The sequence below is a fragment of the Leucobacter sp. OLIS6 genome (assembly GCF_002752355.1).
Taxonomy (GTDB): Bacteria; Actinomycetota; Actinomycetes; order Actinomycetales; family Microbacteriaceae; genus Leucobacter.
This window is the reverse complement of record NZ_MRAV01000002.1, coordinates 101,432-120,755: the sequence shown is the minus strand read 5'-3', so window position 1 is coordinate 120,755 and position 19,324 is coordinate 101,432. Positions and strand designations below refer to the sequence as shown.

The following is a 19,324-nucleotide window of genomic DNA, read 5'->3' as shown; positions in this document are numbered from 1 at the left end:
TGATCTAACTGCGCCCACCAGGAACACCCCCGCGTTGACAGTCGGCGTCGCCAGAGGGTTAGAAAGGGCAGGCTTCTGCCGCTTGCGCCTGCTCGCGAACGGACCCAAATTGTCCTTTCCCGCGGGAATATGGATAATTTGGGTCCGTTCGCGAGCAGGCGCAAGCGCACGAGCGCGCGCACCCACGAGCGAAGGCGCGCCCGTCCGGCCCGGGTCTCCCGGCCGCTACTTGACGAGCGGGAAGAGGATCGTCTCGCGGATCCCGAGGCCGGTGAGCGCCATGAGCAGGCGATCCATGCCCATGCCCATGCCGCCCGACGGGGGCATGGCGTGCTCGAGAGCGCGCAGGAACTCCTCGTCGACGCCCATCGCCTCGTCATCGCCGCGGGCCGCCTCGGCGGCCTGCTGCACGAAGCGCTCGCGCTGCACGACGGGATCCACGAGCTCGGAGTAGCCGGTCGCCAGCTCGAACCCGCGGATGTAGAGATCCCACTTCTCGACGACGCCCGGGATCGAGCGGTGGTGTCGGGTCAGCGGGCTCGTCTCGACCGGGAAGTCCATGACGAAGGTGGGCTTCGTCAGCGAGTCGATGACGAAGTGCTCCCAGAGCTCTTCGATGAGCTTGCCGTGGTTCGGCAGCTTCACCTCGACGCCCTCGGCCTCGGCGAGCGCGAGCAGCTCCTCGACCGAGGTCTCGGGAGTGATCTCGCGGCCGGCCGCCTCGGAGAGGGACCCGTACATCGAGATGCGGTCCCAGTCGCCGCCGAGGTCGAAGAGGGTGCCGTCGGCCCACTCCACGACCTGGGTGCCCTCGCGCTCCGTGCCGACGTTCGCGGCGAGCGCCGCGTTCTGCACGAGCGCCTGGGTGAGGTCGGCGATCCCGTTGTAGTCGGTGTAGGCCTGGTAGGCCTCGAGCATCGCGAACTCGGGGCTGTGGGTCGAGTCGGCGCCCTCGTTGCGGAAGTTGCGGTTGATCTCGAAGACGCGCTCGAGGCCGCCGACCGCGGCGCGCTTGAGGAAGAGCTCGGGCGCGATGCGCAGGTACAGCTCCGTGTCGAAGGCGTTGGAGTGCGTCACGAACGGGCGGGCCGACGCTCCGCCGTGCATGGTCTGCAGCATGGGCGTCTCGACCTCGATGAAGTCGCGCTCGGCGAAGGTGCTGCGCAGGCTCGCCATGGTGCGGGCTCGGGTCACGACGTTGCGACGGGCCTGCTCGCGCTGGATGAGGTCGAGGTAGCGCTGGCGCACCCGCGTCTCCTCGTTCAGCTCGGCGTACATGTTGGGCAGCGGGGCGATCGCCTTGGCGGCGATCCGCCACTCCTTGACCATGATCGAGAGCTCGCCCCGGCGGCTCGAGATGACCTCGCCGCTGACGAACAGGTGATCGCCCAGGTCGACGAGCTCCTTGTACTGCGCGAGCGAGTCCTCGCCGACCTCGGCGAGGCTCACCATCACCTGGATCCGCTCGCCGTTCCCGGCCTGCAGCGAGCCGAAGCACAGCTTGCCGGTGTTGCGCTGGAACACGACGCGGCCCGCGACACCGACGATCTCGCCGGTCTCGTCGCCGGCGACGAGCTCGCCGTACTTCGCGCGCACGGCGGGGATCGTGGTGGTCACGGGGACCGAGACGGGGTATGCACCGCCCGCCAGATCGGCGCCCGCGTTGAGCTTGTCGCGCTTCTCGAGGCGCACGCGCTTCTGCTCGAAGACCTCTGCTTCGGTTTCGACGTGCGTTTCGGGTGCGGTCTGCTCGCTCATTTGGGCGGGATCCTCCATGCTGTGCTCTGATGCGGCGCGCGGGACCCGGCCCGGGCGCACCGGATCAGTCTACGCGAGCCCGTCCGACTCCTCAGGCGTCCGGCCCCAGCTCGCGGGCCCGTACCGGTAGGCCCGGAACTGCTCGCCCCACTCGAGCTTCGGCTCGCGCAGCCAGTAGGTCTCCTCCGGACCCCAGCCCACGACCATCGTCCGTTCACCGGGCGCGGTCTCGATGGGGACGCAGGAGAGGTCGAGGTAGCCGTTGACGGTCAGATGGATCGCGTCGTACCTCCCGGCGAGCGCGACCCAGTCCGGGATCACCCAGCGGAGACCCGGCTCGAGCATTCCCCAGGAGTTCGCCCGCGAGCGCGTCACATCGGCCGGCGCCGAGCGCACGAGGTCGAGCCAGTCGGCGACGGAATCGATCTCCTTGACCTTCAGGTCTCCCGTGGCGCGGAGCGCCGGTCGGACGTTCGCGGTGACGGCGCTGAAGTCGTCCTCCCCGCCGAGCAGGTCGGAAGCGGGGAGCGTCGGGAGCGGGCTGCTCGTCTGCTGCACGTGATAGGTCAGGGGAGGCGTCCACCAGACCCCGTGGGGCCTTCGGGCGTCGGCCATGAACTCGACGAGGCGGGGTCGCGGGTCGCCGGGATACGGGTCCGCGTCCGGAAGCGGTTCGCCGGAGTGCTTCATGCGCACAATCCGCTGCCGCTCCGGAGCGAACGGCGCGCTCCATTCGGCGGAGATACCGAGTTCGGCCAGCCCGGTGCGGACGCTCTCGACCTCCTCGGACGTCGCCCACTGCTCCAGCTCCGGATCGTTCAGGTGGAAGTAGTGCATCTGTTCCATGACACCGTGGATGGCTTCCCACACTGTGGCCGGCGTCGGCGCCTTCGCCAGCGCTGCGAAGGAGGCGTGCCGTGTCGAATGGGTCCCGGACATCGTGTCCACCGATTCGGTGAGCAGGTCGTTTGTCAGGATCTCCCGCGGTGACGGGTAGTACTGCGGCATGGATTCCCCTCCGGCGCCGAAGACCCGGTCGCTCGCGGATGATCGTATACGATTTCAGTCGAGCGGGTGGGCCGCCGAAGGAGGAGCACCGTGAGCACTGCGCAACCCCGCCTGACTCCGGGACTCCTCGCCGCGCTCGGCCTCCTCGCAGCCGTGAGCGCGGTCGCCACCGACCTCTACATCCCGTCGATCCCGAGCATCGCGAGCGAACTGCACGCCTCGGCGTCGTCCGTGCAGCTCACGCTCTCGCTGTTCTTCTTCGGTGTCGGCCTCGGGCAACTCCTGCTCGGCCCGCTCTCCGATTCCCTCGGCCGCCGCCCCGTGCTGCTCGCGGGCTTCGCGGTATTCGCGCTCACCGGAATCGCGACGGTGTTCGTGCAGGACATCGGCACCCTGATCGCCCTCCGCCTGCTGCAGGGCGTCTCGGGCGCCGTCGGCATCGTGCTCTCGCGCGCCATCGCCGCGGACCTCAGCACGGGCGACACCGCGGTGCGCGCCCTGAGCCTCATCGCGATGGTGGTCGGGCTCGGCCCCATGATCGCGCCCGTGCTCGGCGGCTTCGCACATCGGCTCTGGGACTGGCGCGGCGTGCTCGCGGTACTCGCCGTCATCTCGACGCTCATGCTCCTGCTCGCCTGGCGCCGGGTGCCCGAGTCGCTGCCCGTCGAGCAGCGGCGCCCGCACGGCGTCGGCGCCGCCCTGCGGCCCTTCGGAGAACTGATCCGGGATCGCGGCTTCGTCGCACTCACGCTCGCGTTCGCGCTGTCGTTCACCGCGATGATCTCCTACATCTCGGCGTCGCCGTTCATCGGCCAGCGGATCCTGCGCATGACCCCCGTCGAGTACGCGCTCTCGTTCGCCGCCGGCGCGTCCGCCCTGCTCATCGCGAACCTGGTGAACGCCCGTCTCGCCCCGCGGGTGGGCCCGGCGCGCATGCTCGCCGTGGGATCCGGCCTGCTCGTGCTCGGCGGGCTCGGCATGCTGACGCTCGTGCTCTCCGACGCGCTCTCGATCCCCGGCTTCATCGCCTGCGCGTTCGTGCTCACGGGCGGCACGGGTCTCACCATGTCGAACGCGAGCGCCCTCGCGCTCGCCCGCGCCGGGAGCGCACGCGGATCGGGGTCCGCGCTGATCGGCACCGCGCAGTTCGCTCTCGGCGGGGCAGCCGCCCCGCTGGTCGGGCTCTGGGGCGAGACCACCGCGCTGCCCATGGCGGTCACCGTCGCCGCAGCGGCAGCGCTGTCGGCCGCCTGCGCGACGGTCCGCCGCCGGGACTGAGGCACGACCGCGCCGCGGCCCCCCAGCGCCGCGGCCCCGCGAACCCCGCCTACTCGACCCGCGGTACGGCCCGCGCGAGCGCTTCCTCGACCGAGGCGCGGACGAGGCCGCCGATCACCCGGTCGGGCTGCTCGAGGCCGATCCCGTCGAGCGCTTCGAGCGCCTGCCGCACCACCGCGCTCGAGAATTCCCGCGCAGCGGCGAGCGCCTCGGCGTACGCCGGCCGATCACGCTCGGCGACCACGACGGGCTCGGCGCCCATCTCGACCGCGAGCGCCTGCCCGATCGGCAGCACCGGCGCGGGGGCCGTGACCGCGATCGTCGATTCGGCGAGCCGGGTCAGGTCGAGGCTCGTGCCGGTGAAGACGAGCGCCGGGTGCAGGGCGAGCGGAATCACGCCCGTCGCGAGCGCGGGTGCGAACACGCCGTAGCCGTGCTCGGGCGCGGTGTGCACGGCGAGCTGGCCCGGCTGCCACGCGCCGGTCTCGGTGAGCCCGCGCACGAGGCCGGGGAGCTCGTCGCCGGGGATCGCGAACAGCACGAGCTCGGAACGGCGCACGACCTCCGGCACGTCGAGCACCGGGACGCCGGGCAGCATGGCCTCCGCGCGCTCTCGGCTCTCGTCGCTGACGGCCGAGATCCCCGTGATCGCGTGCCCGGCCCCGGCGAGCGCGTTGCCGAGCACGGGACCTACGCGGCCCGCACCGACGATCCCGATGCCGAGCCGCCCGTCGCGCCGGGTCTCGCTCATCGCGGGGCCCCGGCGACGTCGTCTCGCTGCGCCGCCACGGCCTGAGCCGCGAGCTGCTCGAACAACCGGCGCGCGTGGTCGAGCTCGAGTCCCGCGATCTCGGTCGGCACGGGCCCGAACACCGTGTGCACTCGCACGCGGGCGAGGCCCAGCACGCGGTGGAAGAACGTGCGGTGCAGCAGCACCGACTGGGCACGGGCGAGCGGCACGAGGGCGTACCCGCGGGTGAGCACACCGCGGCGGATCAGCGCGAGCGTGTGCGGCGATCCCGGTCCCGGCTCGGTCACCGCGATCCCGGTGCGCCGACGCGCGGCCCAGAGCACGAGCCCGCTGCGCGGCCCGGCACCGAGGTAGCCGCCGCCCGCACCCGCGATCCCGTCCCGCAGCACGGCGTACGAGAGCGGCCCTTCGGCGCCGCCGCCGCTCACCGCGAAGAAGTCCCGGTCGCCCAGGATCGTCTGCGTCACGCGCACCGCGTCGTCGAGCGTGCCGACGGGCAGCACGATCCCGGCGACCTTCTGGCCGTCCGATCCGTTGCTCGCGTTGCCTGCGAGGGTGATCCGCACCTGCCACCAGCCGAACGGCTTCCAGAGCAGCGGCTGCCGTACGTCGACGGCGTGCACCCGCGCGAACGGGATGGTCTCGGTGCGTGTCGCGGTGAGGCCCGCGCCGATCCGGATCGCGTCGTCCGAGCGCGAGAGCGTGAAACCGAAACCGCGGTTGAAGTGGCTCACGATCACCGCGACCGAGGCGATGACGATCGGGACCAGGCCCGCGAGCGCCGCCGGATGGCCGGCGATCACGAAGCCGCCGATCACGCCCACCAGCACGATCGCGACCAGGAAGCCCCAGCCGAGCACGATGCTGCCGATCAGGCGTCCGAGCGGCACCGTGACGAGCGTGCCCGACATGCGCGCGCCCTGGTCGACGTCGTCGTCGGCGAAGTCGGTGACGCGCGACTCGAGATCGAGCGCGTTCCGCAGGCGGGATCCGGGCTGCGCGTCCGCGGTCGCGGTCCCGGTCGCGTCCGCCATCCCGGCAGCACCCGCGCCGGCAGGGCCCGCTGCTGGATCCGGGCTCACGGCGCCGGCGGTCTGCGCGCGGACCAGACGGAGGATCTGCTCGCGCACGGCCTGCGCATCGCGGTGTCCGAGGTAGGCGAGCGTCAGCTTGCCGCCCTGGCCCGCGGTCTGCACCTCGACCTGGGTGAGTCCGAGCACACGGGCCAGCAGCTGCCGCTGCAGATCGACCGCCTGGATCCGATCGAGCGGCGCCCGGCGGTGCTGCTTGAACAGGACACCGCGGCGCAGCTCGACCGCGTCGTCGGCGATGCGGAACTGCGCGAAGCGGTACGACAGCCAGGAGAACAGGATCACCAGCGCGATGATCCCCGCGACGACCAGCAGCGCCACGACCACGAGCCCGTGCTCGAGGATGTAGTCGATGCCGCCGTTCTCGGGGCTCTGGTTCCAGCTCGAGTTGCCGATGACCAGACTGATCAGCTGGTCGCGCAGATTCGCGACGATGATGCCGAACAGCACGAGCACGAAGAGTCCGCCGCGCAGCAGCGGCGAGAGCGGGTGGAGCCGCCGCCACTCACCGTCGCTCGGGATCGCGGGCTGCGCCGGGGCTCCGCCCGTGGGCTGCGCCGGGCCGGCCGGGCGAGCCGCGCCTGCGGGATCGCTCACAGCCCCGACCGCCGAGACTCGGCGAGCCGGATCAGCTCGTCGCGCAGCGCCTCGGCGTCGGCGTCGACGAGGCCGGGCAGGGCGATGCCCGTCGCCGCGGCCGCGGTGACGAACTTGAGGTTCGCGAGCCCGAGCGCGCGCAGGAGCGGTCCGCGGGTCACGTCGACCAGCTGCAGGCGACCGTAGGGCACCGCGACCACGCGCTCGAACATGATGCCGCGCCGGAACACGAGGTCGTCCTCGCGCAGCGCGTACCCCATGGCGCGCACGCGGCGGAAGGCGAGGATCGCGTTCACGAGGAACGCGACCGCGACGACGGCCAGCGCGATGACGACGAGCACGGGGACATCGCTGCGGATGTAGGTCGGAATCACGTAGGCGGCACCGCCCGCGATCACGACGGGGATCAGGTTGCCGACCAGGTCGACCCAGGCGTACTTCGGCGAGACCCGCAACCACGCGGTCGCGCCGGTCCCGCTCGCGGCACCGTGGCGGGCGACGGGCTGATCGGATGGAGATGCTGAATACGCCGGTTCTGTCACGCTCCCACTCTACGGCGAACCCGGTGCGCGGCCCCGGTCCCGGCTCGCTTCGGTGCGATTCGGCGCGATTCGGGGAGGTTCGGGCCTCTTCGGGGAGGTCCGGTTCGGCGCGGCACTCTCGGCACCGCTTCGAGGAACGCGCCGACTGTCGAGGGCCGGGCCGACTGCCGAGTGCCGGGCGAACTTGCGAGGTTTTCCCCGGTCTTCGACAGGTGCCCCGGTCCTCGACCCGACGAAGCATCCGCCCACGAGCCCGCGGGACCGCATGCGCCAGACCCGCATGCGCTGAGCACACGGTGCCGAGCGCCGAGCGCCCCGGCTCAGATGTCGCGGGGCCGGGTTCGGGTGGCGTGCGGCGCGGGCTCCTCGCCCGGCCGGCCGGCAGCTCCCCCGCCGGGCCCGCCGCCGCTGCCCTCACCGTCCTCGTCGTCGCTCGGCGGAACGCGGCACCAGTGCTCGACCAGGAGCCCGACGCCCAGCAGCACCGCGCCGGTGATCGCGGTCGCGAGGATCGGTGCCCAGGTCGCGCCCGGCGCGGGCACGCTGCGTGCGCCGAGCGGCAGCAGGGCGCCGAGCCCGAAGCCGCCGAACAGCGCGCCCACGAACTGGGAGGCGCGCGACGCGGCGAGCAGGCGGACGGCGTGGAACGGGTTGACCATGCGTTCGGCCCGATGCGTCACGGCCCGGCGCAGCAGGATGCCGAGCACCAGCAGCACCCCGGCGAGCACGGTGAGTGTGGCCGAGAGCGATAGCGGCGGGACGAGCGGCGGGACGCCGACGGCGGAGCGCTGCGCCTGCACGAGCGCGCCGACGCCGGCTCCGACGACGCCGAAGACGAGCAGCCAGATCCACGAGGTGCGATGCTCCCGCCGCATCAGCGCTCGCCTCCGTCGTCGAGCCGGGTGGTCGAATCGCCGATGCGGTCGAGCAGCGCCGCGACCGTGCCGTGCCCCGGCAGTGCGGCGTGCGGGTCGAGGTCGAGCCAGGGGGCCAGCACGAAGTCGCGCTCGTGGGCGCGCGGGTGCGGCACGGTGAGCCGGTCGTCGCGGATGCTGCGGCCGCCGTACAGGATCAGGTCGATGTCGAGGGTGCGGTCGCCCCAGCGGACGTCTCGCGTGCGCCCGTGCTCCGATTCGATGCGCTGCAGCAGGTCGAGCAGCGCGTGCGGGTCGAGCGTGGTCTCGGCGAGTGCGATCCCGTTGATGTACCGGGGCGCGTCGGGGTCGGGGCCGTCGAGCGTGAGCGCGATCGTCTCGCGCAGCGGCGACGCGCTGAGGCTGAGGACCCCCGGCGCCGCGAGGATCTCGGCCTGCGCTTCGGCGATGGTCTCGCCGCGGTCGCCGAGGTTGGCGCCGAAGGCGAGCACGACGGGGACGAGCTGGGCGATCATTCGAGACCTCCCGCGGGGAGCACCCCGGCCGCCGCGCGGACGACCGTGACCGACACGTCGCCGAAGGGCAGGTCGATGGGCGCCTCGGGCTTGTGTACGGTGAGCCGGACGGCGCGCACGCCGTCGAAGCTCAGCGCGACGTCGGCCGCGCGTTCGGCGACCGTCTCGATGAGGTCCACGGGGTCCCGCTCGACCGCCGCCGCGATCGCCTCGGCCAGTTCGCCGTAGTGCACGGTGCGAGCCAGCTCATCGCTGCGCGCCGCAGCGCCGAGGTCGACCGAGACCTCGGCGTCGATGAGGAACCGCTGGCCCTGCTCGCGCTCGAAGTCGAAGACGCCGTGGTGGGCGCGGACCTCGAGCCCCGTGAGACGGATCAGGTCGCCGTCGAAGCGGGGTGCCTGCGCGGGATCGGATCCCGCACTTCGCAGGCTCTCGCGGAACGACGTCGGGGAGACCGCACCGGGCGAGGAGGGCACTGCCGCGCCGGACGACGGAGCGGGTACCGCCGGGGGTCCCTGCGCCGACGCGGTTTCCTCGGCGGTGCTCCAGGCGCCGGCCACGGCGAGCGCCTGGACCGTCGACGGGACGTCGTGCACGCGAACACCCCACGCCCCCGCGCGGACGGCGAGGGCGCTCGTGACGGCGGTCGCGAGGTCGCGCGCCATCGGGCCGCCCGCCCCGCGGGCGGCCTCCGGCAGCGCGTCGAGCAGTTCGCCGAGCATCCGCTTGCGCGAGATGCCGACGAGGATGCGCGCCTCGGGTCCCCCGAGCTCGCGCAGCTGCGCGAGCAGCCGCCAGCCCTGCTCGGCGGTCTTGTCGAAGCCGAGACCCGGATCGAGGATGATGCGCCGGGCGTCGACGCCCGCGGCGACCGCGCGCTCCGCCGAGCGCGCCAGCGCCTCGCGGATCTCGCCGACCACGTCGACGTAGCCGGATCGGCCGTGCGCCGGGTCGGGGATCCCCCGCCAATGCCCGATCGCGAATTCGGCGCCGGCCGCGGCAACGGCCTCGGCCATGCGCGGGTCGTGCAGGCCGCCCGAGACGTCGTTGACGATCGAGGCGCCGGCCGCGACCGCGGCCTCGGCGCTCTCGGCGTGGATCGTGTCGATCGAGACGCGGATTCCGGATTCGGCGAGGGCGCGGATCACGGGGATGACCCGGCGCTGCTCCTCGGCCGGAGGCACCGCGTCGGCTCCCGGACGAGTGGACTCCCCGCCGACGTCGACGACGGTGGCGCCCTGCGCGACGAGCTCCCGCCCACGGGCGATCGCCGTGTCGAGCGCGTCGAAGCGCCCCCCGTCGCTGAAGGAGTCGGGCGTGACGTTGAGCACGCCCATGACCTCAGTCATCGGCCGGCTTTCCGAGGAGGACCATGATCTCGGCGCGGGCCGCCGGCTCGGCGAGCTCCCCGCGGGAGGCGATGGTGAGAGTGACCGCATCGGCCTGGCGCACCCCGCGATCGGCGACGCAGCCGTGGCTGGCCTCGAGCACGACCAGCACGCCGGCGGGATCGAGCCCGTCCTGGAGCACCTGGGCGATCTGTTCGCCGAGCCGCTCCTGCACCTGGGGCCGCGACGCGAGGGTCTCGACGACGCGCGGGAGCGCGCTGAGCCCGACCACTCGTTCGGCGGGCCGGTAGGCGATGTGGGCGCGCCCGCGGAACGGCAGCAGGTGGTGCTCGCAGACCGAGCGCAGTGCGATGTCGCGCAGCAGCACGAGCTCTCCGGGACGGTCTCCCACCGGCACGGCGTCGGCGAGGTGCACCGACGGGTCGACGCCCACGCCGGAGAAGAACTCGGCGTAGGCGTCGGCCACGCGAGAGGGAGTGCTCGCGAGCTCGTGGCGATCGGGATCCTCGCCGATCGCCGTCAGCAGCTCCCGCACGGCGGCGGCGATGCGCGGGCGATCGACGCTCGGGGTCATGATGCGGCGCCCGGCCCTTCGGGAGCCGGCGGCACGGGCGGGGCCGGGGGCGCGGTCGGCTCCTGCGGAGCGGCCGGGGCCTGCGGAGTCGCCTGCGGCGCGTCGGTGGCGACCGAGGCGGGGACCGCGATGGGCGGGCGATCGGAGACCGGGCGCTCCTGGTGCGAGAGCCAGGTCGGCCGTTCGGGGAGCTTCTTCACGTCCCGGAAGATCTCGGCGATCTGGATGTGGTCGAGCGTCTCTTTGACGAGCAGCTCGCGCGCCAGGTCGTCGAGGATGTCGCGGTTGAGCACGAGCACCTCGTAGGCCTCGTTGTGCGCCTGCTCCATGAGCGCGCGCACCTCGGCGTCGATCTCGATCGCGATGCCCTCGGAGTAGTCGCGGCTCTGGCCGTACTCGCCGAGGAAGGCGCCGGCCTGAGCCTGACCGAGCTTGACGGGGCCGACCGAGGCCGACATGCCGTACTCGGTGACCATCTTGCGCGCCGTGCTCGTGGCCTTCTCGATGTCGTTGCCCGCACCGGTGGTGGGGTCATGGAACACGAGCTCCTCCGCGACACGACCGCCCAGGGCGTAGGCGAGCTGGTCCTGCAGCTCGTTGCGCGTGACCGAGTACTTGTCTTCCAGAGGGATGACCATCGTGTAGCCGAGCGCGCGACCGCGGGGCAGGATCGTGATCTTGGTGACCGGATCCGTGTGGTTGAGCGCCGCGGCGACGAGCGCGTGACCGCCCTCGTGGTAGGCCGTGATCAGCTTCTCCTGATCCTTCATCACCCGGGTGCGGCGCTGAGGACCCGCGACCACCCGGTCGATGGCCTCATCGAGCGCCCGGTTGTCGATGAGCTGCGCGTTCGAGCGCGCCGTGAGCAGCGCGGCCTCGTTGAGCACGTTCGCGAGATCGGCGCCCGAGAAACCGGGGGTCTTGCGTGCGACGACGTCGAGGTCGACGTTCTTCGACAGCGGCTTGCCCGCCGAGTGCACCTCGAGGATCTTGCGACGACCGGCCATGTCGGGAGCGTCGACGCCGATCTGGCGATCGAAGCGGCCCGGGCGCAGCAGCGCAGGGTCGAGCATGTCGGGACGGTTGGTCGCCGCGATCATGATCACGTTGGTCTTGGGGTCGAAGCCGTCCATCTCGACGAGCAGCTGGTTGAGCGTCTGCTCGCGCTCGTCGTGGCCGCCGCCCATGCCCTGGCCGCGGCGCTGGCCGACCGCGTCGATCTCGTCGACGAAGATGATGGCCGGGGCGTTGGCCTTGGCCTCCTTGAAGAGGTCGCGCACGCGGCTCGCGCCGACGCCGACGAACATCTCGACGAAGTCGGATCCCGAGATCGAGTAGAACGGCACGCCGGCCTCGCCGGCCACCGCGCGTGCCAGCAGGGTCTTGCCCGTGCCGGGAGGACCGTAGAGCAGCACGCCCTTGGGGATCCGGGCTCCGACCGCCTGGAAGCGCGAGGCGTCCTGCAGGAAGTCCTTGATCTCGTGCAGCTCCTCCACCGCTTCGTCGGCGCCGGCGACGTCGGCGAAGGTGACGGTGGGCGCCTCCTTCGAGACGAGCTTCGCCCGCGACTTGCCGAACTGCATGACCTTGTTGCCGCCGCCCTGCATGGACGACAGCATCCACCAGAAAAACAGGCCGATGAGCAGCACCGGCAGCAGGAACCCGAGCAGCGACCACAGCGGGTTCGGCTGGGGCACCTGATCGGTGTAGCCGTCCTTCGGCGCGGCCTTCGTGACCGCTTCCACCACGGACTCGCCGCGCGGGCCGACGTAGTAGAAGAAGACCTCGTCGGTGCCGGTCTTCTTGTCGACGGAGGTCAGCGTGAGGTTGACCCGCTGGTCGCCGTCGATGATCTCGGCCTGCTTGACCTTGCCCTCGGAGAGCAGTTCGAGGCCGCGCTCGGTCTTCACCTCGCGCGACCCGCCGCCCATGATCAGCATCCACCCGACCAGCACGATGATGGGCGCGAGGATCAAGTAGATCAGGGGGCCGCGGAACAGCTTCTTCCCCTTGGACAGTGTCTCAGCCACGTTGGGCCCTTTCTGGGTCCGGCGGGTGCGCTGAGCTCAGCCCGTCCGCCGCATGTCGATTCGACCGCGATGCCGATGCGGCGCGTGCCGCACCGGACTTCACGAGTGCAAGCGTAGCCGCCCGGTCTGACAACGCCCCCGGCTTCCGCCGAGGGCGAACCGAGGAGCGGCTCCGAATCGCCGGGTTACTCGCTGTAGACGTGCGGTGCGAGGATCGCGACGTCGCGCAGGTTGCGGTAGCGCTCGGCGTAGTCGAGCCCGTAGCCGACGACGAAGTCGACGGGGATGTCGTAGCCGACGTAGTCGACCTCGAGGTCGACCTTCATCGCCTCGGGCTTGCGCAGCATGGTGCAGATGCGCACCGACTTCGCGCCGCGGCTCTCGAGGTTCTCCTTCAGCCACGACAGGGTGAGCCCGGAGTCGATGATGTCCTCGACGATGAGCACGTCGCGGCCGGTGAGGTCTGCGTCGAGGTCCTTCATGATCTTGACGACGCCGCTCGACTTGGTGCCGGCGCCGTACGAGCTGACTGCCATCCAGTCCATCTCGGCGTGGAAGCGGAGTTCGCGCGAGAGATCCGCCATGACCATGACGGCGCCTTTGAGGACGCCGACGAGCAGCGGCGGCTCGTCCCGGTAGTCGGCTTCGATCTCGCGCGCCAGCTCCGCGAGCCGTGCGTGCAGCTCGGCTTCGGTGTGCAGCACGACCGTGAGGTCATCGCCGAGGTGGGACGCGTCCATGTGACTCCTGCTCTCGCTCGAAAGGGGTGGCGGCGGTGAACACGAGGCGCTCACCGGCACGAACTACTGTAGCGCCGGGGACGGTGAGCGGTCCCTGACCGCGCCACTCGGTGATCAGCCGATCGATCTCGATCGTGTGGGTCCGCGAGAGCAGCGCGCCGAACTCGTCGCGCGCCACCCGTCGGATCACCCGGTGCCGGATCGCCGCCGGGTTCGCTGCGAGCGCGGGGATCAGCACCGCGATCCCCGCCTCGGCGAACTCGACCAGCTCCTCGATGCACTCGTCGACCATCTCGTCGAGCGCGTCCGCGTCCTCGCGCGCCTGCTCGGCGCTGCGGGCGAGCGCAGCGGTCACGCCGGGGCCCAGCTCCCGCTCGAGGACGGGGAGCACCGACGTTCGGGCCCGGACACGGGCGAAGACCGGGTCCGCGTTCTGCGGATCGCTCCAGGGATCCAGTCCCTGCGCCGCGCAGGCGGCCTCGGTGCTGGATCGGGGAACGCCGAGCAGCGGGCGCAGGATCCGGCCGCGGCGCGGGGGGATCCCCGCGATGGATCGCGTGCCCGAGCCGCGCGAGAGGCCGAGCAGCACTTGCTCGGCCTGGTCGTCGCGCGTGTGCGCGGTGAGGATCGCCGCTGCTCCCGTCTCGTCGGCCGCGGCCTCGAGCGCGGCGTACCGGGCGCGCCGGGCGGCGGCCTCCGGGCCGTCGAGATCCGCGGCGTCGACGGCGACCGGGCGCACGAGCACCGGATCGAGGCCGAGCGTCCGAGCCTGCTCGGCGGCGCGCTCGGCGACGTCGGCGGAGCCCTCCTGCAGTCCGTGGTCCACGACCACGGCGCCGAAGCGGTGCCCGCCCGCCCGCGCCTCGTGGGCCGCCGCCGCCGCGAGCGCGAGCGAGTCGGCACCGCCGGACAGCGCGACGAGCACGAGCGGAGCGTCGGACCGTCGCGCGACGGCGGAGTCGCCGGATCCCAGCGCGCGCCGCAGCGCGAGCCGGATCTCGGCGACCGCCGGATCGAGCGGTGGGAGTCTGGGAGTCACGATCCCGAGCTCAGAACGTGATCGTCTCGCCCGGTTCGGGGACCACCCGCACCGCGCCCTTGTCGGCCGACTGGGCGAACGCCGCATAGGCGCGCAGCGCCGGCGAGACCTCCCGCACGCGGCTCTTCGGGCGGTATCCGCCGTTCGCCTCGAGCTCGGCGCGTCGGCGATCGAGCTCCTCCTGCGGCACGTCGAGGGCGAGCTTGCGGGTGGGGATGTCGATCGACACGATGTCGCCGTCCTCGACGAGGGCGATGACACCGCCGGCGGCCGCCTCGGGCGAGACGTGCCCGATCGAGAGCCCCGAGGTGCCGCCCGAGAAGCGGCCGTCGGTCACGAGCGCGCAGGCCTTGCCCAGGCCGCGACCCTTGAGGAACGAGGTCGGGTAGAGCATCTCCTGCATGCCGGGGCCGCCCTTCGGCCCCTCGTAGCGGATCACGACGACGTCACCCTCGGTCACCTGCTTGTTCAGGATCTTCTCGACCGCCTCGTCCTGCGATTCGCAGACGACGGCGGGGCCCGAGAAGGTCCAGATCGACTCGTCGACGCCGGCGGTCTTGACGACTGCGCCGTCGACGGCGAGGTTGCCGCGCAGCACGCCGAGGCCGCCGTCCTTCGAGTAGGCGTGCTCGACACTGTGGATGCAGCCGTTCTCGGCGTCGAGGTCGAGGTCGCGCCAGCGCTCCGACTGCGAGAACGCGGTCGAGGATCGCTTGCCGCCGGGGGCCGCGTGCCAGAGCTCGAACGCCTCGTCGCTGGCCTTGCCGCCGCGCACGTCCCACTCGTCGAGCCACTCGCCGAGCGTCGCCGAGTGCACCGTGTGCACCTGGTCGTCGAGCATGCCGCCGCGGCGCAGCTCGCCGAGCAGGGCGGGGATGCCGCCCGCGCGGTGCACGTCCTCCATGTAGTACGTCTTGCCGTTCGCGACGTTCGGTGCCACCTTGGCGAGGCAGGGCACGCGGCGCGAGACCGCATCGATCTCGTCGAGGCCGAAGTCGACGCCGGCCTCGTGCGCCGCGGCGAGCAGGTGCAGGATCGTGTTGGTCGATCCGCCCATGGCGATGTCGAGCGCCATGGCGTTCTCGAAGGCGGCGGGGGTCGCGATGTTGCGCGGCAGCACAGAAGTGTCGTCGCCCTCGTAATAACGCTTCGTGATGTCGACGACCAGCGCGCCCGCCTTCTCGTAGAGCGCGCGGCGCGCGGTGTGCGTGGCCAGGGTCGAGCCGTTGCCGGGCAGCGACAGGCCGATCGCCTCGGTGAGGCAGTTCATCGAGTTCGCGGTGAACATGCCCGAGCACGAGCCGCAGGTCGGGCAGGCCGATTCCTCGATCCTCTGGATGTCCTCGTCCGAGACGTTCTCGTTCACGGCCTCGGAGATCGCGTCGACGAGGTCGAGCGTGCGCACCATGCCGTTCGCGAGCACGGCGCGGCCCGACTCCATCGGTCCGCCCGAGACGAACACGGTCGGGATGTTGAGCCGGAGCGCCGCGAGCAGCATGCCCGGGGTGATCTTGTCGCAGTTCGAGATGCAGATGAGCGCGTCGGCGCAGTGCGCATTGGTCATGTACTCGACCGAGTCGGCGATCAGGTCGCGCGAGGGCAGCGAATAGAGCATGCCGCCGTGGCCCATCGCGATCCCGTCGTCGACCGCGATGGTGTTGAACTCGCGGGGGATGCCGCCCGCGGCGGTGATCGCGTCCGACACGATGCGCCCGACGGGTGCGAGGTGGGTGTGCCCCGGGACGAACTCGGTGAACGAGTTCGCGACCGCGATGATCGGCTTGCGACCGAGATCGGCACCGTTGACGCCGGCGGCGCGGAACAGCGCCCGGGCGCCCGCCATGTTGCGTCCGTGGGTGACCGTGTGGGAACGATAGATGACCATGCTCCGCATTTTGTCGGAGTTCGCGGGGATCGCAAAGTTACGGCGGGTACTGGTACTCGGAGTACTGTTGGTTCGTGATCCGACCGCGCACGCCCCGCCGCGAGCAACTGGGCGAGTTCCTCGCCACCCGCAGGCGCGCACTGCGTCGCGCCGACCTCGGGCTCCCGCAGGGCACCCGCAGGCGCGACACCGGCCTGAGCCGGGAGGAGATCTCAGCGCTCGCCGGCGTCAGCGTGAGCTGGTACACCTGGCTCGAGCAGGGACGCGACATCAACGTCTCGCACCAGGTGCTCGCGGCGGTGGCCCGCGTGCTGCACCTCTCGCCCGACGAGGCGGACTACATCGTCGCCCTCGCGGCCCCCGCGGAGGGGTCCGAGGGACCATCGCCCGAGACGGCCCCGGAGCACCTGCAGCACCTGGTCGACGCGCTCCCCTTCCCCGCGTTCATCGTGGCCGCAGACTGGGCGATCGTCGGGTGGAACGCCGGGTACGCGGAGCTCTACCCGCCGATCGCCGCGCTGCCGCCCGAGGACCGCAACCTGATCTGGCTCGTCTACACGGATCCCCGGCTGCGGAGCATGCTGCCCGACTGGGAGCGCGACAGCCGCAGCTTCCTGGCCGAATTCCGAACCGAATCGGGCGTCCGGCTGAGCTCCGACCGGCACCGATCGCTCGTGGCCCGACTGCGCGACGCCAGCCCCGACTTCCGGACCCAGTGGGCGGAGCACGCGATCGAACGCTTCACCTCGCGCACCCGCGTCTTCGTGCTGCCCGACGGAGTGCGTCGCTTCGAGCACCACCGGCTCGTGCCGTCGGACACCACCGGCCTGCACGTGGTCGCCTACGTCCCGATCGACTGAGCGGCTTCGCCGCCGACGGAGCCTCGCGTTCCGCGCAGACCTCTTCTAGACTGTGCTCTCCCGTGTGCCAGCGCCCCTCCGCGCGTCCGGCGCCTCCCGTCCCGAGCTCAGGAGCCCTCCTTGCTTCGCAGTGCACGCACCGCCATCGCGGCCGTCCTCGTCGGCGCGGCGCTGCTCAGCCCGATCGCCACCGCCGCCGATCCCGCCCTCGCCAACGAACCCTGGCTGCCGCAGATCCCGACCGATTCCGCGCCCGCCGGCACCGAGCCCGGGCCGGGAGCTCCGCAGCCGCAGCGGATCGCTGCCGCTGGCGTCCCGTCCCGCGTCGAGAACGCGCGACTCGCTCGGAAGGCCCTCACGTACGTGGGGAAGCCGGGGAACGTCGCCTGCCGAGAAGCCGGCCTGACGCTGAGCGACTGGGCGGGCGGGCAGTGCAAGCAGTTCGTGAACTGCGTCTCGATCCTGGTGTTCGGCAAGAACCCCGCGCCGGGTTACCAGGCCGGCTTCGCCAAGGAGGGCATCGAGGTCGCCGGCGGCCCGGGCGTCGTCATGGGCGACATCATCCAGGTCGGCGACAGCGACGGGGCGTGGCCGCTGCACACCGCCATCGTGGTGCGGAACCTGGGCGGCGGCCGCTACGACGTGGTCGATTCGAACGCCGCGGGCAGCGACCTGACCGTCAGCCGGCACGAGTGGGTGCCGCCGGCCGGCTCCCGCTTCTGGCGGCTCGGCACCCCGGCGCCGGACCCGCAGGGTCCGCAGGCGTCGCGCCTGGCCGGGCTGGACCGGTACGAGACCTCGGCCGCGGTCTCGCGCGGGACCTTCCCGGCAGGCGCCCCGGTCGCCTACGTCGCGAACGGGCTCGATTTCCCCGACGCGCTCTCGGGCTCGGCGGCCGCCGGAACGGGACAGGGTCCGGTGCTGCTCGTCCGGCCGGGGTCGATCCCGACCGCGATCGCCGGCGAGCTCCAGCGGCTGAAGCCGCAGCGCATCGTCGTCCTCGGCGGCACGGGCGTCGTCTCCTCCACGGTCGAAACGCAACTGAAGTCCTACACCGCGGGCGCGGTGAGCCGCCTGTCGGGCGCCGATCGGTTCGGAACCTCCGCAGCGGTGTCCCGCGCGACCTTCGCCCAGGGCGCCTCGGTCGCCTACATCGCGAACGGCCTGGATTTCCCGGATTCGCTTCCCGCCGGCGGCGTGGCCGGAACGAACGGCGGGCCGCTGCTGATGGTGCGACCCGACTCGGTCCCGGGCGAGATCGCCGCGGAACTCGAGCGGCTCAAGCCGAGCCGGATCGTCGTCGTCGGCGGCACCGCGGTCGTCACCCCTGCGGTCCAGGCCCAGGTCCAGGCCTACACCGCAGGGCCCGTGACCCGCGCGGCCGGATCGGATCGCTTCGCCACGTCCACCGCGCTCTCGCAGACCGAGTACGCTCCGGGCGTTCCCGTCGTCTACCTCGCGAGCGGCCTCGACTTCCCCGACGCGCTCTCGGGGGCAGCGGCCGCAGGGGCCCGGCGCGGCCCCGTGCTCTACGTGCGCCCCGACTCGATCCCCCTCGCGGTGCAGTCGGAGCTGGGCCGGCTCGCCCCGCGCCAGGTCGTCGTGCTCGGCGGCACCGGGGTCTTCAGCCAGGACGTGCAGTCCCAGCTCGGCGCCTACGTCGTCCCATAGGCGCGACGACCACCCGGTTCGCGTCTCCCGCTTCACCTTCACCTCCTGAACGTCACCGCCTGAGCCGCGGATCAGCGGACGGGGTCCGGGTACGCTTGACCCGTGATCCGGTGCGCCCGGATCCCGGCACGCACGCCGTGCCGAGCCACGATCCACCGCAACACATCGCAAGGAGCCGCACATGACCGCAGCATTCGACGCCGTCATCGAGATCCCCAAGGGGAGCCGCAACAAGTACGAGGTCGACCACGAGACCGGCCGGGTGTACCTCGATCGCGTGCTCTACACGGGCTTCGTCTACCCCACCGACTACGGCTTCTTCGAGGAGACCCTCGGCGAGGACGGCGATCCGCTCGACGTGCTCGTGCTGCTCGACTACCCGGTGTTCCCCGGCGTGGGCATCAAGGTGCGCCCGGTCGGCGTGCTCAAGATGAGCGACGAGGCCGGCGGCGACGACAAGGTCATCGCGGTGCAGCACAAGGATCCGCGCTGGGCGCACATCCAGGACGTCGCCGATATCCCGGAGTACACCCGCAAGGAGATCGAGCACTTCTTCGAGCACTACAAGGACCTCGAGCCCGGCAAGTGGGTCAAGGTCGACGCCTGGGGTTCGGCCGCCGACGCCGAGCAGCTCATTGTCGAAGCTCAGGAGCGCCTGCGGGCCGAGGGCCACTGAGCCTGCGGAGCCGCACGGCTCCGGTACGTCGAAGGGGGCGGGGATCGCATGATCCCCGCCCCCTTCGCCTTTCACCGCTGTGCAG

General features: G+C 71.9%; 17 protein-coding genes. 4 read left to right on the top strand and 13 right to left on the bottom strand.

Features of this window, described 5'->3' with window-relative positions; translation table 11 throughout:
* Positions 1-225: 225 nt before the first annotated feature.
* Both lysS and BMH31_RS02350 read right to left on the bottom strand, forming a co-directional pair.
* Positions 226-1,758 carry a lysine--tRNA ligase gene (lysS, locus tag BMH31_RS02355; protein ID WP_099722927.1) on the bottom strand — a complete coding sequence of 511 codons (1,533 nt, stop codon included), beginning with the start codon at positions 1,756-1,758 and terminating at the stop codon, positions 226-228.
* Between the two features lie 69 nt (positions 1,759-1,827).
* Positions 1,828-2,604, bottom strand: a complete 777-nt coding sequence (locus BMH31_RS02350) for a hypothetical protein (protein ID WP_143469781.1) — start codon at positions 2,602-2,604, stop codon at positions 1,828-1,830.
* Between the two features lie 252 nt (positions 2,605-2,856).
* Here BMH31_RS02350 and BMH31_RS02345 point away from each other — a divergent pair, with 252 nt between their 5' ends.
* Entirely contained in the window at positions 2,857-4,044 is a 1,188-nt protein-coding gene (locus tag BMH31_RS02345; protein ID WP_099722929.1) for a multidrug effflux MFS transporter, read from the top strand.
* A gap of 49 nt (positions 4,045-4,093) precedes the next feature.
* Here the strand turns inward: BMH31_RS02345 and BMH31_RS02340 are convergent, their stop codons facing one another.
* The 11 genes from BMH31_RS02340 to ilvD form a co-directional block, all read right to left on the bottom strand.
* Entirely contained in the window at positions 4,094-4,795 is a 702-nt protein-coding gene (locus BMH31_RS02340; protein ID WP_099722930.1) for a DUF2520 domain-containing protein, read from the bottom strand.
* On the bottom strand, positions 4,792-6,483 hold the full coding sequence (locus tag BMH31_RS02335; RefSeq protein ID WP_099722931.1) for a PH domain-containing protein: 1,692 nt from the start codon (positions 6,481-6,483) through the stop codon (positions 4,792-4,794). Before BMH31_RS02335 ends, BMH31_RS02340 begins: the two co-directional genes overlap by 4 nt.
* Positions 6,480-6,938 (bottom strand): PH domain-containing protein, encoded by a 459-nt coding sequence (locus BMH31_RS15525; RefSeq protein ID WP_168187882.1) that lies wholly within the window; start codon positions 6,936-6,938, stop codon positions 6,480-6,482. The genes BMH31_RS02335 and BMH31_RS15525 overlap by 4 nt, the downstream gene beginning before the upstream one ends.
* A 407-nt stretch (positions 6,939-7,345) precedes the next feature.
* Entirely contained in the window at positions 7,346-7,900 is a 555-nt protein-coding gene (locus tag BMH31_RS02325) for a DUF3180 family protein (protein WP_099722932.1), read from the bottom strand.
* Complete coding sequence (folK, locus tag BMH31_RS02320; RefSeq protein ID WP_099722933.1) at positions 7,900-8,415, bottom strand: 2-amino-4-hydroxy-6-hydroxymethyldihydropteridine diphosphokinase; 516 nt, start codon at positions 8,413-8,415, stop codon at positions 7,900-7,902. The genes BMH31_RS02325 and folK overlap by 1 nt, the downstream gene beginning before the upstream one ends.
* Positions 8,412-9,764 carry a dihydropteroate synthase gene (gene folP / locus BMH31_RS02315; protein WP_199068217.1) on the bottom strand — a complete coding sequence of 451 codons (1,353 nt, stop codon included), beginning with the start codon at positions 9,762-9,764 and terminating at the stop codon, positions 8,412-8,414. The genes folK and folP overlap by 4 nt, the downstream gene beginning before the upstream one ends.
* Complete coding sequence (folE, locus tag BMH31_RS02310) at positions 9,757-10,338, bottom strand: GTP cyclohydrolase I FolE (RefSeq protein ID WP_099722935.1); 582 nt, start codon at positions 10,336-10,338, stop codon at positions 9,757-9,759. Before folE ends, folP begins: the two co-directional genes overlap by 8 nt.
* On the bottom strand, positions 10,335-12,368 hold the full coding sequence (gene ftsH / locus BMH31_RS02305; RefSeq protein ID WP_199068220.1) for an ATP-dependent zinc metalloprotease FtsH: 2,034 nt from the start codon (positions 12,366-12,368) through the stop codon (positions 10,335-10,337). Before ftsH ends, folE begins: the two co-directional genes overlap by 4 nt.
* A 185-nt stretch (positions 12,369-12,553) precedes the next feature.
* A complete protein-coding gene (gene hpt / locus BMH31_RS02300; protein WP_099722936.1) occupies positions 12,554-13,108 on the bottom strand; it encodes a hypoxanthine phosphoribosyltransferase in 555 nt (184 codons plus the stop codon).
* On the bottom strand, positions 13,083-14,147 hold the full coding sequence (gene tilS / locus BMH31_RS02295) for a tRNA lysidine(34) synthetase TilS (protein ID WP_241898095.1): 1,065 nt from the start codon (positions 14,145-14,147) through the stop codon (positions 13,083-13,085). The genes hpt and tilS overlap by 26 nt, the downstream gene beginning before the upstream one ends.
* Positions 14,148-14,157: 10 nt before the next feature.
* Positions 14,158-16,032: a dihydroxy-acid dehydratase gene (gene ilvD / locus BMH31_RS02290; protein ID WP_099722938.1), complete on the bottom strand. Its 1,875-nt coding sequence runs from the start codon at positions 16,030-16,032 to the stop codon at positions 14,158-14,160.
* 74 nt (positions 16,033-16,106) lie between these two features.
* On the opposite strand from ilvD, the gene BMH31_RS02285 reads away from it, so the two are divergent.
* The 3 genes from BMH31_RS02285 to ppa all read left to right on the top strand — a co-directional run bounded on the left by BMH31_RS02285 (position 16,107) and on the right by ppa (position 19,239).
* The gene (locus BMH31_RS02285) at positions 16,107-16,892 is read left to right on the top strand and encodes a helix-turn-helix transcriptional regulator (RefSeq protein ID WP_199068223.1); all 786 of its coding nucleotides are present in this window, start codon (positions 16,107-16,109) and stop codon (positions 16,890-16,892) included.
* A 120-nt stretch (positions 16,893-17,012) separates the two neighbouring features.
* Positions 17,013-18,563, top strand: coding sequence for a cell wall-binding repeat-containing protein (locus BMH31_RS02280; RefSeq protein WP_099722939.1), 1,551 nt, complete (start codon positions 17,013-17,015; stop codon positions 18,561-18,563).
* Between the two features lie 181 nt (positions 18,564-18,744).
* Positions 18,745-19,239, top strand: coding sequence for an inorganic diphosphatase (gene ppa / locus BMH31_RS02275; protein ID WP_099722940.1), 495 nt, complete (start codon positions 18,745-18,747; stop codon positions 19,237-19,239).
* Positions 19,240-19,324: the final 85 nt, after the last annotated feature.